Origin of the sequence: Pseudomonas sp. SW-3, assembly GCF_016615645.1 — a bacterium.
GTDB lineage: Bacteria > Pseudomonadota > Gammaproteobacteria > Pseudomonadales > Pseudomonadaceae > Aquipseudomonas > Aquipseudomonas mandelii.
Genome location: NZ_CP067098.1, coordinates 5446547 through 5460148 on the forward strand (window position 1 = coordinate 5446547; position 13602 = coordinate 5460148).

Genomic DNA, 13602 nt, shown 5'->3' on the forward strand with positions numbered 1-13602 from the left:
CGCTATAGAAGTCGACGATTAATCAGAAGTTCAGCCCAATTATTCGTTTTCGCCCACTTTTTTTTTAGTTATCTATCGAAGCTTTGCACAACACCGCCGCTGTTCCACAGCGTCGGCAAAATAGTCCTGAAATGCTCCGGATCGGCACTCGTCCAGAACTGCGCAGCACGTGCCGGCCCCTCGGCAAGTAACTCACGCTCGGCCAACAAACGCTGGAGTTGCCGCGCAACAGCGGCACCGGTGTCGATCAAGCTGATGTCTTCAGGGATCATCTGCTTAAGCAATGGCTTTAGGAAGGGATAATGCGTGCAGCCCAGAATTATCGTGTCGCACCCGGCGCCGAGCAGCGGCCCGACGTACCCGGCCAGCAACTGACGCAATGCCTCGCTGTGCAGATCGCCGTTTTCAATCAGCTCCACCAGGCCGGGGCACGGCTGAGTGATAACGCGTACATCAGTGGCGAAACGATCGAGCAACGCCGCGAACTTGGCGCTCTGCAACGTGCCAGTGGTGGCGAGTACGCCGACCACACCACTGCGGGTGGCGGCAGCGGCAGGTTTGACGGCGGGCTCCATGCCAACGATGGGCCACGCAGGGAAATCGCGCCGCAAGTCCGCAACACCGGCGACGGTCGCCGTGTTGCAGGCCAGCACCAAGGCCTTCGCGCCCTGCTGCTGAAAAAATTCGGCCATCACGCTGCAACGCTGCTGGATGAATTCAGGGGTTTTTTCGCCGTAGGGAACATTGCCGCAATCGGCGACGTACAGCAGCGACTCGTTGGGCAGCAAGCGCCGGATCTCGGCCAATACCGAAAGCCCACCGACGCCGGAGTCGAATACGCCGATTGGCGCTTCACGCATGTTTTGAACCACAGACGCTGCAGCCAGGATCGCGCTTGACCCGCAACTCACGGAAGCGCGAACCCAGGGCATCGATCAGCAACAGACGCCCCACCAATGGCTCACCGAAACCCACCAGCAGTTTCAGGGCTTCCAGCGCCTGGAGGCTGCCCACCAGCCCAACCAGTGGACCGACAACGCCGGCCTCACTGCAGGTCAATTCGGCTTCGCTGCCGTGACCGTATAGACAGTGGTAGCACGGGCTTTCCGGGCGGCGCGGGTCAAACACCGACAACTGCCCTTCGAGGCGAATTGCCGCGCCGCTGACCAGCGGTTTGCCGGCAGTAACGCAGGCCGCGTTGACCGCTTCACGGGTCGAGAAATTATCGGAACAGTCCAGCACCAGATCCACCGCCGCCACGGCGGCCGCCAGGGAATCTTCGTCCAGTGCGGTGCGATGGGCGATCAGTTGGATCTCGGGATTGATCGCGCTCAGTCGGCGGATCGCTGAATCGACCTTGCTCGAGCCGACGCTGTCAGTGTCGTGAACGATCTGGCGTTGCAGATTGGTCAGGTCGACCGTATCGAAATCCGCCAGGTGCAGCTCGCCGACACCGGCCGCGGCCAGATACAGCGCCACCGGTGAGCCAAGACCGCCAAGACCGACGATCAATACGCGGCTTTCTTTCAGCCGCAACTGGCCGTCGATATCGACGTGTTGCAACAGAATCTGCCGGCTATAGCGCAACAACTCCTGATCATTCAGCACGGCAGGCGCCCCAGGCTGATACGTTCGTGACCGCCCAGATCGGTGCGGCTGTGGACTGCTTCAAAGCCGCGGCTCAACAGCAAGTCGCGCACGGCTTCGGCTTGATCGTAACCGTGCTCGAGCATCAGCCAGCCACCCGCTTCCAGATAATCCGGCGCCTGGGCGACGATCCGGCGCAGATCATCGAGCCCGTCGACGCCAGCCACCAGAGCGCTGGCCGGTTCGAAGCGCACATCGCCTTCTACCAGATGCGGGTCGGCGGAGGCGATGTACGGCGGGTTGCTGATGATCAGATGAAAACGCTGACCTTCCAGGGCGCTGAACCAATGGCTGCTCAGCACCGTGGCATTGTTCAAGTGCAGGCGCTGACGATTGCGTTCGGCCAGCGCCACGGCCTCGAGTATGCGATCCACCGCAGTGACTTTCCACGCCGGACGCTCGCTGGCCAAAGCCAGGGCAATGGCGCCGCTGCCGGTGCCAAGATCGAGCACTTGGGCCGGTGTGGCTGGCAGCAATTCCAGCGCCGCTTCCACCAGCAGTTCGGTATCCGGGCGCGGGATCAGCGTGTGCGGCGCGACTTCCAGATCAAGCTTCCAGAACCCTTGCTGCCCCAGAATGTAGGCCACCGGCTCACCGCCGCGACGACGTTGCAGGTACTCGGCAAACTTCAGCGCGGCTTCGCTCGGCACAATGCGTTCCGGCCAGGTGTGCAGAAAGCTGCGGGACTTGCCCAAGGCCGCGGCCAGCAATAATTCGGCATCCAGACGCGCCGTGGGCGAGTCGGGCAAATCGGCGGCGCGCAACAAACTGGCAATGATCGTCATTTACTCACCTATCGCTGCCAATTGATCGGCCTGGAACTCGGCCAGTAACGGTTCAATCACGGCCTCGACGCCGCCCGCGAGGACTTCGTCGAGGGAATACAGCGTCAGGTTGACCCGGTGGTCGGTCACCCGGCCCTGGGCAAAGTTGTAGGTGCGGATGCGCTCAGAGCGATCCCCCGAACCGACCAGCAGCTTACGCTCGCTGGCGATGGCGTTCGCGGCGGCGCTGGTTTGTTGATCGTTGAGCTTGGCCGACAGCCAGGACATCGCCCGGGCACGGTTCTTGTGTTGCGAGCGTTCTTCCTGGCATTCGACGACGATACCGGACGGCAAGTGCGTGATGCGGATCGCCGAGTCGGTCTTGTTGACGTGCTGGCCGCCGGCCCCGGAGGAACGATAGGTATCGACCCGCAGATCCGCCGGGTTGATCTCGATCGTTTCCTGCTCATCCGGCTCAGGCAACACCGCCACGGTGCAGGCCGAGGTGTGGATGCGACCCTGGGATTCGGTGGCCGGAACCCGTTGCACGCGGTGCACGCCGGATTCGAACTTCAGTTTGCCGTAGACGTTTTCGCCTTCAACACGGGCGATGACTTCTTTATAGCCGCCGTGCTCACCGATGTTCTCCGAGAGAATTTCCACCCGCCAGCCACGCCGCTCGGCATAACGCGAATACATACGGAACAGGTCGCCGGAAAAAATCGCCGCTTCGTCACCGCCGGTGCCGGCACGAATTTCGAGGAACACGTTGCGCCCGTCATTCGGGTCCTTGGGTAGCAGCATGCGTTGCAGGCTGGCTTCGATGTCGATCAGTTGCTCTTTGGCTTCGCGAACTTCTTCCACGGCCATTTCGCGCATGTCCGGGTCGCTGTCCTTGAGCAGTGCCTGGGCGCCTTCGAGGTCGCCTTGCACTTTGAGCAGCTGTTTATAGGTGGCGACAATCGGTTCGACTTCCGCGTATTCCTTGGAATAGGTGCGGAATTTGTTTTGATCGGAAATGACTTCGCCATCGCCAAGCAGGGCGGTCAATTCCTCGAAACGGTCCTGGAGGATGTCCAGCTTATTGAGCAGTGACGCTTTCATTGCGGTTTCTTATCCGAAAAGCTATCCGATGAGCCCTCATTCAGGGCAAAGAGTTCCTGGGCCATGGCCAGCGCATCGAGGCGGCCTTCGGCAGAAAGCTTTTTCAACTGCACACTCGGGGCGTGCAAAAGTTTGTTGGTCAGGCCACGCGCCAATTGCACCAGCACCTCTTCGGCGCTGCTGCCATTGGCCAGCATGCGCTGGGCCTTCTGCAATTCTTCGTCGCGCATGCGCTCGCTTTGTTGGCGATAGGCCTTGAGCACATCCACCGCCGCCAGTTCACGCAGGCGGACCATGAAATCTTCGGCACCGACCAAGACCATATCTTCCGCCGCCTGGGCAGCGCCCTGCCGGCTCTTGAGGTTCTCGGCGACCACTTCGTGGAGATCGTCGACGCTATAGAGGTAAACGTCGTCCAACTCGCCGACTTCCGGCTCGATATCCCGAGGAACAGCGATGTCTACCATGAAGATCGGTTTGTGCTTGCGCAGTTTCAACGCTCTTTCCACGGCGCCTTTGCCAAGGATCGGCAACTGGCTGGCAGTGGAACTGATCACGATGTCGCTGCGCACCAGCTCTGCCGGGATGTCCGAGAGCAAAACGGCATGGGCACCAAACTGCTCGGCAAGGATGCTCGCGCGTTCCAGGGTTCGGTTGGCGACCACAATGCGCTTTACACCCAGTTCATGCAGGTGGCGGGCGACCAGGGTGATGGTCTCTCCGGCGCCGATCAGCAAGGCCTGGCTGCGCTGTAAATCGCTGAAAATCTGTTTCGCCAGGCTGACCGCGGCAAACGCCACGGACACCGGGTTCTCGCCGATGGCCGTGTCGGTGCGCACTTGCTTGGCCGCGTTGAACGTCGCTTGAAACAAGCGCCCGAGCAGCGGACCGATGGTGCCGGCCTCACGCGCCACGGCGTAGGCCGATTTCATCTGACCGAGAATCTGCGGTTCGCCCAACACCAGCGAATCGAGCCCGGAAGCCACCCGCATCATGTGACGAACTGCCGCATCATCTTCGTGCACATAAGCGCTCGCACGCAGCTCTTCGAGGCTCAAATGATGATAATCGGCCAGCCAGCGCAAGATGATGTCAGCCGAAAGGTGATCCTGTTCTATATAGAGTTCACTGCGATTGCAGGTGGAGAGGATCGCAGCTTCGCGGCTGTCGGTAAGTCGGCAGAGCTGCTGCAAGGCCTCCACCAGCTGCTCAGGGGTAAAGGCCACGCGCTCGCGGACGTCTACTGAAGCAGTCTTGTGGTTGATACCGAGTGCAAGGAAGGCCATTCAAGGTCGCTGATGGTGACGTGAAGCCGCCAATTGTCCTACTTCGACAGAGCCAGAACAACTACCGCTGACTATTGTCCCAATGACCTGCCTCTATAAAGGCATCCATCGAGACTCGGTTATGTTTGGCCGAAGGCTTGTGTCATGATGATCCGACCGCAGGTTAGTCGTCCTCTTCCTATATGAATAGATCTTCCGCGTTGCTCCTCGCTTTTGTCTTCCTCAGCGGCTGCCAGGTCTTGGCACCCGTTTCGTCGGACGGTACGCCGCCGGTCGAAGACAGCACTCCGGCCCCTGAAAAGCCCAAGGTTTACAGCTCATTCAGTGAAGAAACCGTCTTCAGCCTGTTGAGCGCCGAACTGGCTGGCCAGCGCAATCGTTTCGACATTGCCCTGGACAACTACGTCACCCAGGCCATCAACACTCAGGATCCGGGCATCTCCGAGCGAGCCTTCCGCATTGCCGAATACCTTGGCGCCGATCAGGCTGCCCTGGATACCGCGTTGATCTGGGCAAAAAACGCCCCGGACGATCTCGAGGCGCAACGCGCGGCTGCCGTGCAACTGGCGCGCGCCGGGCGTTATGACGACTCCATGGTCTATATGGAGAAAGTCCTGCTTGGCAAAGGCGACACGCATTTCGACTTTCTTGCCCTGTCCGCGGCCGATACCGACCAGGACACGCGCAACGGCCTGATGAAAAGTTTTGACCGCTTATTGCAGCGCCACCCGAACAACAACCAGTTGATTTTCGGCAAGGCTTTGCTGTTGCAACAGGACGGTGACGCCAAAGGCGCGCTGACCTTGCTTGAAGACAATCCGCCGGACGACGGCGAAATTGCCCCGATCCTGCTGCGCGCGCGCCTGTTGCAAGTGCTCAACCGTGGCGATGAAGCCTTGCCACTGCTGCAAAAAAGCATCAAGAAATACCCGGACGACAAGCGTCTGCGCCTGACGTATGCACGCATGCTGGTTGAACAGGACCGCATGGACGACGCCAAGGTCGAGTTCTCAAGCCTGGTCCAGCAATACCCGGAAGACGACGAACTGCGTTACTCCCTGGCGCTGGTGTGCCTGGAAGCCAAGGCCTGGGACGAGGCCAAGGGTTATCTGGAAGACTTGGTCGCCCGGGAAAGCCACGTCGATTCGGCGCACCTGAACCTCGGTCGTATAGCTGAAGAGCGCAACGACCCACAAGGCGCACTGATCGAGTACGCCCAGGTCGGCCCCGGCAATGACTATCTGCCTGCGCAACTGCGCCAGACCGACATTCTGATCAACAACGGCAAGACCGCCGAAGCCCAAAGCCGTCTGGCTACGGAACGCGACGAGCAACCTGATTACGCGATCCAGTTGTACCTGATCGAAGCCGAGACCTTGTCTGCCAACAATCAGCCCGACAAGGCGTGGAAGGTTCTGCAAACCGCGCTGCAGAAGTACCCGGACGATTTGAACCTGCTTTACACCCGCGCCATGCAGGCGGAAAAACGCAATGACCTGGCGCAGATGGAAAAAGACCTGCGCCTGATCATCAAGCGCGACCCGGACAATGCAATGGCGTTGAACGCCCTCGGCTACACCCTGTCGGACCGCACGACGCGTTACGCCGAAGCCAAGGCCCTGATCGAACAAGCGCACCAGATCAACCCGGAAGACCCGGCGGTACTCGACAGCCTCGGCTGGGTGCACTTCCGCCTGGGCAATCTCGATGAAGCCGAGCGCTATCTGCGTCAGGCCCTGGATCGCTTTCCCGATCAGGAAGTTGCCGCTCACCTGGGCGAAGTCTTGTGGGCCAATGGCAAACAGCGGGAAGCCAGGCAAATCTGGAGCAAGTTCCTCAAGGAACAACCCGACAGCCCCATCCTGCGCAGCACCATCAAGCGCCTGACCGGATCAGAGACTCTTTAAGATTATGTTTTTGCGCCACCTTGTTGTTTTCAGTTTCATCGCCCTGCTCGCCGGTTGCGCGGGCTTCGGCGCCCGCGAATCGGTCCAGGGCCAAGGCAACACGGCCCAATGGCGCGATTACAAACAGCAGCTGACCAGCCTTGATGGCTGGCAGATCAACGGCAAGATCGGTATTCGTGCGCCAAAAGACTCGGGCAGCGGCACGTTGTTCTGGCTGCAGCGACAGGATTACTACGACATTCGCCTCTCCGGCCCGCTGGGTCGCGGCGCGGCTCGTTTGACCGGCCGCCCGGGCAAAGTCTCGCTGGAAGTGGCCAATCAGGGCCGTTATGACGCCACGACCCCCGAAGCGCTGGTTGAAGAACAGCTCGGCTGGAAGCTGCCGGTGTCCAATCTGGCGTGGTGGGTTCGCGGGCTTCCGGCCCCGGACAGCAAAAGTCGCCTGACCCTGGACGCCGACAGTCGGCTGGCCAATCTCGAGCAGGACGGCTGGCAAGTCGAATACCTCAGTTACGCCGAGCAAAACGGCTATTGGCTGCCCGAGCGGATCAAACTGCACGGCACCGACCTTGATGTCACGCTGGTGATCAAGGAATGGCAACCACGCAAACTGGGGCAGTGAACATGACCGTTGCGCGCTTGACGCTGCCCTCCCCGGCCAAACTCAATCTGATGCTGCACATTCTCGGCCGCCGTGAAGACGGTTATCACGAGTTGCAGACGATTTTTCAGTTTCTCGATTACGGCGACGAAATCACGTTTGCCGTTCGTGACGACGGTGTGATTCGGTTGCACACCGAATTTGATGGCGTTCCTCACGACAGCAACCTGATCGTCAAAGCCGCGAAAAAACTTCAGGAGCAATCCGGTTGTTCGCTCGGCATCGATATCTGGATCGAAAAAATCCTGCCCATGGGCGGTGGAATCGGTGGCGGCAGTTCAAATGCCGCGACGACTTTGCTCGGCCTCAATCATCTCTGGCAACTGGGTTGGGATGAGGATCGACTGGCTGTGCTGGGCCTGACACTGGGCGCCGACGTCCCGGTTTTCGTGCGTGGGCACGCGGCTTTCGCCGAGGGCGTAGGGGAGAAACTCACCCCTGTAGACCCCGAAGAACCGTGGTATCTCGTGCTTGTGCCGCAAGTATCTGTAAGTACAGCAGAAATTTTTTCAGATCCGTTGTTGACACGTAACTCTTCTCCCATTAAAGTGCGCCCCGTTCCCAAGGGAAACAGTCGAAATGACTGCTTACCGGTGGTAGCAAGGCGTTATCCAGATGTACGTAACGCATTGAATTTGTTAGGTGAATTTACCGAAGCAAAACTCACCGGAACTGGAAGTTGTGTGTTTGGGGGCTTCCCAAGCAAAGCTGAAGCTGATAAAGTCTCGGCCCTTCTTACAGAGACCCTTACAGGGTTTGTAGCAAAAGGAAGCAACGTTTCGATGTTGCATCGCAAGCTACAAAATCTGCTCTAAAGGAATCGATTACTGGGTAATCGTTGCAACAGATACAGGGGCGTCGCCAAGCGGTAAGGCAGCAGGTTTTGATCCTGCCATGCGTTGGTTCGAATCCAGCCGCCCCTGCCATTTTCCTATACTCATCCAGGTTACCCTCAGCCTTCAGGTACTGCGCGTGTCCAAGATGATGGTCTTTACGGGGAACGCTAACCCCGATCTGGCTCGGCGTGTTGTACGTCAGCTGCATATCCCTCTCGGTGACATCTCTGTCGGTAAGTTCTCCGACGGCGAAATTACTGCCGAGATCAATGAAAACGTCCGCGGTAAAGATGTTTTCATTATTCAGCCGACTTGCGCTCCGACCAACGATAACCTGATGGAACTGGTAGTGATGGCTGATGCCTTCCGCCGCTCCTCGGCTACTCGTATCACTGCTGTTATTCCTTACTTTGGTTATGCCCGTCAGGATCGCCGTCCGCGTTCCGCACGTGTGGCTATCAGCGCGAAAGTCGTTGCTGACATGCTTACCGTAGTCGGCATCGACCGTGTTCTCACGGTTGATCTGCATGCTGACCAAATCCAGGGTTTCTTCGATATTCCGGTAGATAACATCTACGGCTCCCCGGTTCTGGTGGATGACATTGAAGATCAGCGCTTCGAAAACCTGATGATCGTGTCCCCGGACATTGGCGGCGTCGTGCGTGCACGTGCTGTTGCCAAATCCCTGGGCGTGGATCTCGGGATCATCGACAAACGCCGTGAGAAAGCCAATCACTCTGAAGTGATGCATATCATCGGTGATGTCGAAGGGCGTACCTGTATTCTGGTCGATGACATGGTCGATACCGCCGGCACTCTGTGCCACGCGGCCAAGGCCCTGAAAGAGCATGGCGCCGCTAAGGTTTTCGCCTACTGCACACACCCTGTGCTGTCCGGTCGGGCGATCGAAAACATTGAAAATTCTATGCTGGACGAACTGGTGGTGACTAACACCATCCCGTTGTCCGCTGCTGCTCAAGCCTGCACGCGTATCCGTCAACTGGATATCGCGCCGGTCGTTGCCGAGGCGGTCCGCCGCATCAGCAATGAAGAATCGATCAGCGCGATGTTCCGTTAAGGGCCCTGCCCTTCTCGACTGTCTCGCTGACGAAAAGCGCCCCGCCCCGGCATTCCTGCCGGGGCGGGGCTTTTTTGCCCATATCGCCTTTAGCGCTGGTCGCAACCGCTGGGGCGAATGTGGTTATTTTGGAGATACAAAATGAACGAATTTACTCTGAATGCTGAAGTGCGTTCCGACCTGGGGAAAGGTGCGAGCCGCCGCCTGCGTCGTCTCGCAAGCCTGGTTCCAGCTGTAGTTTACGGTGGCGAAAAAGCCCCTGAATCCATCAGCATGCTGGCTAAAGAAGTTGCCAAACTGCTCGAAAACGAAGCGGCTTACAGCCACATCATCGAGCTGAACGTTGGCGGCACCAAGCAAAACGTAATCATCAAGGCTCTGCAGCGTCACCCGGCCAAAGGCCACGTACTGCACGCTGACTTCGTGCGCGTTGTAGCTGGCCAGAAACTGACCGCTATCGTGCCTGTACACTTTGTTGGCGAAGAAGCCCCGATCAAGAAAGGCGGCGAAGTTTCGCACGTTGTTTCGGAAATCGAAGTGACCTGCCTGCCAAAAGACCTGCCTGAATTCATCGAAGTCGACCTGGCTAACGCCGAAATCGGTTCGATCATTCACCTGTCCGACCTCAAAGCCCCTAAAGGCGTTGAGTTTGTTGCTCTGGCACACGGCGATGACAAGGCTGTTGCCAACGTCCACGCTCCACGTGTTGCTCCAGAAGCTACTGAAGAAGGCGCAGCAGAGTAATTCACTCTGTCATGCCGGAGTGATCAAGTAACATCGCGGACTGGAACGTAGCGAGAAAGCGGGCGAGAACGCGGAGTTTACATAATGGTAAATGAGCACTTTTCGTCCACTTTCGCCGCACACACTGATTGCGGCGATGTTATCCACCACTCCAAAGAAGGGCCCCTATCGTGACTGCCATCAAACTGATCGTTGGCCTGGGAAATCCAGGCGCTGAATACGAACAGACCCGGCATAACGCAGGGGCCCTTTTTGTTGAGCGCATCGCGAACGCGCAAGGCGTCAACCTTGTGGCCGATCGCAAATATTTCGGCCTGACCGGGCGCTATTCGCATCAGGGTCAGGATGTTCGTCTGCTGATTCCCACCACCTACATGAACCGCAGCGGCCAGGCCGTCGCGGCACTTGCCGGCTTCTTCCGCATTACGCCTGAAGAAATCCTGGTGGCGCATGACGAACTCGACCTGCCTCCCGGCGTTGCCAAGCTCAAACAGGGCGGCGGCCATGGCGGTCACAACGGGTTGCGCGACATCATCGCGCAACTGGGCAATCAGAATACCTTTTACCGCTTGCGGCTTGGCATTGGCCACCCGGGCGTTGCCAGTATGGTTTCAAATTTCGTCCTGGGTCGTGCGCCACGCGCCGAACAGGAAAAACTCGATGCCAGCATCGACTTTGCCCTCGGCGTGCTGCCGGATATCCTCGCCGGTGAATGGAACCGCGCGATGAAAAACCTGCACAGCCAGAAGGCCTGACTCACTCCTCGGGGAAAACACCATGGGATTCAATTGCGGCATCGTCGGCCTGCCTAACGTCGGCAAGTCCACCCTATTCAACGCCCTAACCAAATCCGGGATCGCGGCCGAGAACTTCCCCTTCTGCACCATCGAGCCGAACACCGGTATCGTGCCGATGCCGGATCCACGCCTGGAAGCCCTGGCGGCCATTGTCAATCCAAAGCGCATCTTGCCAACCACCATGGAATTCGTCGACATCGCGGGCCTGGTGGCCGGCGCCTCGAAAGGTGAAGGCCTGGGCAACAAATTCCTCGCCAACATCCGCGAGACCGATGCTATCGCTCACGTGGTCCGCTGCTTCGAAGACGAGAACGTGATTCACGTCTCCAACAGCGTCGACCCGAAACGCGACATCGAAATCATCGACCTGGAACTGATCTTCGCCGACCTCGACAGCTGCGAGAAGCAACTGCAGAAAGTTGCCCGTAACGCCAAGGGTGGTGACAAGGACGCCGTGGTCCAGAAAGGTCTGCTGGAGCAACTGATCGCTCACTTCACCCTCGGCAAGCCAGCGCGCACGCTGATGAAGAACATGGGCGCCGACGATAAAGCGGTGATCCGTGGCTTCCACCTGCTGACCACCAAGCCGGTCATGTACATCGCCAACGTCGCTGAAGACGGTTTCGAGAACAACCCGCTGCTGGACATCGTCAAGGCCATCGCCGAAGAAGAAGGCGCCATGGTGGTTCCGGTCTGCAACAAGATCGAAGCCGAAATCGCCGAACTCGAAGACGGCGAAGAGAAAGACATGTTCCTCGAAGCCCTGGGCCTCGAAGAGCCTGGCCTGAACCGCGTGATCCGCGCCGGCTACGAAATGCTGCACCTGCAGACCTACTTCACCGCCGGTGTCGAAGAAGTCCGCGCCTGGACCGTCCGCGTAGGTGCGACCGCGCCACAAGCCGCTGGCGTGATCCACACCGACTTCGAAAAAGGCTTCATCCGCGCCGAAGTCATCGCCTACGACGACTTCATCCAGTACAAAGGCGAAGCCGGCGCTAAAGAAGCCGGTAAATGGCGCCTGGAAGGCAAGGACTACATCGTAAAAGACGGCGACGTGATGCACTTCCGTTTCAACGTGTAAAAGCAGCCGCACAAGAAAAAGCCGCGTTGAATACGCGGCTTTTTTGTGCCTGAAATCCGGGCGAGACCTACTCCTGTAGGAGCGAGGCTTGCCCGCGAAGAACGATGACGCGGTGTTCCTGGCAAACCGCGTAATGGCCTTCGCGGGCAAGCCACGCTCCTACAGGTGGAGCGGTGCTACGCCTTTTTGGTTCTTGGCAGGAAGATCGCGAGTACGCCAAACAATGGCAGGAACGAGCACAGAAAGTACACGTATTCGATGCCGTGGACATCCGCCAGATGCCCGAGCAACGCCGCGCCAATCCCGCCAAAACCGAACATCAATCCGAAGAACACCCCGGCAATCATGCCGACATTGCCCGGCACCAGTTCCTGTGCGTACACCACAATGGCCGAAAAGGCTGACGCGAGGATAAAGCCGATCAGCACGCTCAGAATGCTGGTCCAGAACAGATCAACGTGAGGCAGGATCAGCGTGAACGGCGCCACGCCAAGGATCGAGAACCAGATCACCGCCTTCCGCCCGATCTTGTCGCCAATCGGCCCACCGAAGAACGTCCCCGCCGCCACGGCGCCCAGGAACAGGAACAGATGCAGCTGCGAACTGGCCACCGACAGGTCGAACTTCTCGATCAGGTAGAAGGTGAAGTAGCTGGTGAAACTGGCCATGTAGAAATACTTGGAGAACACCAGCAGCCCGAGCACCACCAGCGCGCTGATCACCCGGCGTTTCGACAGGCCGTGCGTCGCCGCCTGACCTTGTTTGAGCTTGAACAGGTTTAAGTGGTTGGCGTACCAGCGGCTGATCCGATAGAGCACGAACAGCGCAAACACGGCGAACAATCCAAACCACGCCACATGGCCCTGGCCGAAGGGAATGATGATCGCCGCTGCCAGCAACGGGCCGAAGGCCGAGCCGGCATTGCCGCCGACCTGAAAGGTCGATTGCGCCAGACCGAATCGCCCGCCCGAGGCCAGTCGAGCCACGCGAGAAGCTTCCGGGTGAAAGGTCGACGAGCCGATGCCAATCAACCCCGCCGCCAGCAGAATCAGCGGAAAAGTACCGACCACCGACATCATCAAAATACCGATCAGCGTGCAGACGGTTCCCGCCGGTAGCAGCCAGGGCTTGGGATGGCGATCGGTGTGGTAACCGACCCATGGCTGCAACAGCGAAGCCGTCAGCTGGAACGTCAAAGTGATCAATCCAACCTGGGTAAATGTCAGGCCATAGTAGGCTTTCAACATCGGATAAATCGACGGTAGAACCGACTGGATCAGGTCATTGATCAAATGCGCCAGCGCCACCGCGCCAATGATGCGCATGACCAGAGGGCTGCTTTGTGAAGTCGCGGGTGCCGACGTCGTGCCGGTCTGAACATTGCTGATAGCCATGAGAATTTCCGTACAGCAGATGGGTGCACGCAGGCAGGTGCGTCAATGTGCCATTTTTCAGTGCGGCAGCGCCATCCCCTTAGCCTGCTAACGACCTCGACACTCATCGCCAAGAAGGTGATAGCGCAACGCCATGGTCTGAATCTTGCCTTGTTAATCCGCTTCAACGCGGCCCCTTACAAAGGGGACCGAGAATGGGAAGTTTCGCTACAGAGTCGGCCTACAGAGCTGACAAGGGTGAACTTTCGAGGCCTTTTAAAAGGGCACAAGTCGCGGTCGCAACGGCCTCGACGCACGCCATTG

At 58.6% G+C, this 13602-nt stretch carries 13 protein-coding genes and 1 tRNA gene; 8 read left to right on the forward strand and 6 right to left on the reverse strand.

All coding sequences use genetic code 11. The annotated features are described in order from the left end of the window. Nucleotides 1–68: 68 nt before the first annotated feature. From murI to hemA, 5 genes are read right to left on the reverse strand one after another with little or no spacing between them, the layout of a single operon-like run. Entirely contained in the window at nucleotides 69–860 is a 792-nt protein-coding gene (gene murI / locus JIO00_RS24595; protein ID WP_154501746.1) for a glutamate racemase, read from the reverse strand. Next, nucleotides 853–1608, reverse strand: a complete 756-nt coding sequence (locus JIO00_RS24600) for a molybdopterin-synthase adenylyltransferase MoeB (protein ID WP_102594938.1) — start codon at nucleotides 1606–1608, stop codon at nucleotides 853–855. Before JIO00_RS24600 ends, murI begins: the two co-directional genes overlap by 8 nt. After that, nucleotides 1602–2432, reverse strand: a complete 831-nt coding sequence (gene prmC, locus JIO00_RS24605) for a peptide chain release factor N(5)-glutamine methyltransferase (RefSeq protein WP_200667010.1) — start codon at nucleotides 2430–2432, stop codon at nucleotides 1602–1604. Before prmC ends, JIO00_RS24600 begins: the two co-directional genes overlap by 7 nt. Next, the gene (gene prfA / locus JIO00_RS24610) at nucleotides 2433–3515 is read right to left on the reverse strand and encodes a peptide chain release factor 1 (protein WP_010458272.1); all 1083 of its coding nucleotides are present in this window, start codon (nucleotides 3513–3515) and stop codon (nucleotides 2433–2435) included. Next, complete coding sequence (gene hemA, locus JIO00_RS24615; RefSeq protein WP_200667012.1) at nucleotides 3512–4801, reverse strand: glutamyl-tRNA reductase; 1290 nt, start codon at nucleotides 4799–4801, stop codon at nucleotides 3512–3514. The genes prfA and hemA overlap by 4 nt, the downstream gene beginning before the upstream one ends. Before the next feature lie 182 nt (nucleotides 4802–4983). Here hemA and JIO00_RS24620 point away from each other — a divergent pair, with 182 nt between their 5' ends. The 8 genes from JIO00_RS24620 to ychF all read left to right on the forward strand — a co-directional run bounded on the left by JIO00_RS24620 (nucleotide 4984) and on the right by ychF (nucleotide 11905). Further along, nucleotides 4984–6708, forward strand: a complete 1725-nt coding sequence (locus JIO00_RS24620; protein WP_077749018.1) for a tetratricopeptide repeat protein — start codon at nucleotides 4984–4986, stop codon at nucleotides 6706–6708. 4 nt (nucleotides 6709–6712) lie between these two features. Next, a complete protein-coding gene (gene lolB, locus JIO00_RS24625; RefSeq protein WP_010458278.1) occupies nucleotides 6713–7330 on the forward strand; it encodes a lipoprotein insertase outer membrane protein LolB in 618 nt (205 codons plus the stop codon). 2 nt (nucleotides 7331–7332) lie between these two features. Then, nucleotides 7333–8184 (forward strand): 4-(cytidine 5'-diphospho)-2-C-methyl-D-erythritol kinase, encoded by an 852-nt coding sequence (ispE, locus tag JIO00_RS24630; protein WP_200668668.1) that lies wholly within the window; start codon nucleotides 7333–7335, stop codon nucleotides 8182–8184. 36 nt (nucleotides 8185–8220) lie between these two features. Continuing rightward, nucleotides 8221–8295 (forward strand) — tRNA-Gln (locus tag JIO00_RS24635). 46 nt (nucleotides 8296–8341) lie between these two features. Further along, the gene (locus JIO00_RS24640) at nucleotides 8342–9283 is read left to right on the forward strand and encodes a ribose-phosphate pyrophosphokinase (RefSeq protein WP_010458281.1); all 942 of its coding nucleotides are present in this window, start codon (nucleotides 8342–8344) and stop codon (nucleotides 9281–9283) included. A 141-nt stretch (nucleotides 9284–9424) separates the two neighbouring features. Beyond that, nucleotides 9425–10027: a 50S ribosomal protein L25/general stress protein Ctc gene (locus JIO00_RS24645; protein ID WP_074880258.1), complete on the forward strand. Its 603-nt coding sequence runs from the start codon at nucleotides 9425–9427 to the stop codon at nucleotides 10025–10027. A 170-nt stretch (nucleotides 10028–10197) separates the two neighbouring features. Then, nucleotides 10198–10782, forward strand: coding sequence for an aminoacyl-tRNA hydrolase (gene pth, locus JIO00_RS24650; protein ID WP_010458286.1), 585 nt, complete (start codon nucleotides 10198–10200; stop codon nucleotides 10780–10782). 22 nt (nucleotides 10783–10804) lie between these two features. After that, nucleotides 10805–11905, forward strand: a complete 1101-nt coding sequence (gene ychF / locus JIO00_RS24655; protein WP_010458288.1) for a redox-regulated ATPase YchF — start codon at nucleotides 10805–10807, stop codon at nucleotides 11903–11905. 176 nt (nucleotides 11906–12081) lie between these two features. On the opposite strand, the gene JIO00_RS24660 is transcribed toward ychF, so the two are convergent. Further along, nucleotides 12082–13299, reverse strand: coding sequence for an MFS transporter (locus JIO00_RS24660; RefSeq protein WP_200667014.1), 1218 nt, complete (start codon nucleotides 13297–13299; stop codon nucleotides 12082–12084). Nucleotides 13300–13602 lie beyond the last annotated feature (303 nt).

Bases quoted from the DNA above. Each gene is read 5' to 3' on its own strand.
- murI (WP_154501746.1), bottom strand. From the start codon at position 860: ATGCGTGAAGCGCCAATCGGCGTATTCGACTCCGGCGTCGGTGGGCTT.
- prmC (WP_200667010.1), bottom strand. From the start codon at position 2,432: ATGACGATCATTGCCAGTTTGTTGCGCGCCGCCGATTTGCCCGACTCG.
- prfA (WP_010458272.1), bottom strand. From the start codon at position 3,515: ATGAAAGCGTCACTGCTCAATAAGCTGGACATCCTCCAGGACCGTTTC.
- hemA (WP_200667012.1), bottom strand. From the start codon at position 4,801: ATGGCCTTCCTTGCACTCGGTATCAACCACAAGACTGCTTCAGTAGAC.
- JIO00_RS24620 (WP_077749018.1), top strand. From the start codon at position 4,984: ATGAATAGATCTTCCGCGTTGCTCCTCGCTTTTGTCTTCCTCAGCGGC.
- lolB (WP_010458278.1), top strand. From the start codon at position 6,713: ATGTTTTTGCGCCACCTTGTTGTTTTCAGTTTCATCGCCCTGCTCGCC.
- ispE (WP_200668668.1), top strand. From the start codon at position 7,333: ATGACCGTTGCGCGCTTGACGCTGCCCTCCCCGGCCAAACTCAATCTG.
- JIO00_RS24645 (WP_074880258.1), top strand. From the start codon at position 9,425: ATGAACGAATTTACTCTGAATGCTGAAGTGCGTTCCGACCTGGGGAAA.
- ychF (WP_010458288.1), top strand. From the start codon at position 10,805: ATGGGATTCAATTGCGGCATCGTCGGCCTGCCTAACGTCGGCAAGTCC.
- JIO00_RS24660 (WP_200667014.1), bottom strand. From the start codon at position 13,299: ATGGCTATCAGCAATGTTCAGACCGGCACGACGTCGGCACCCGCGACT.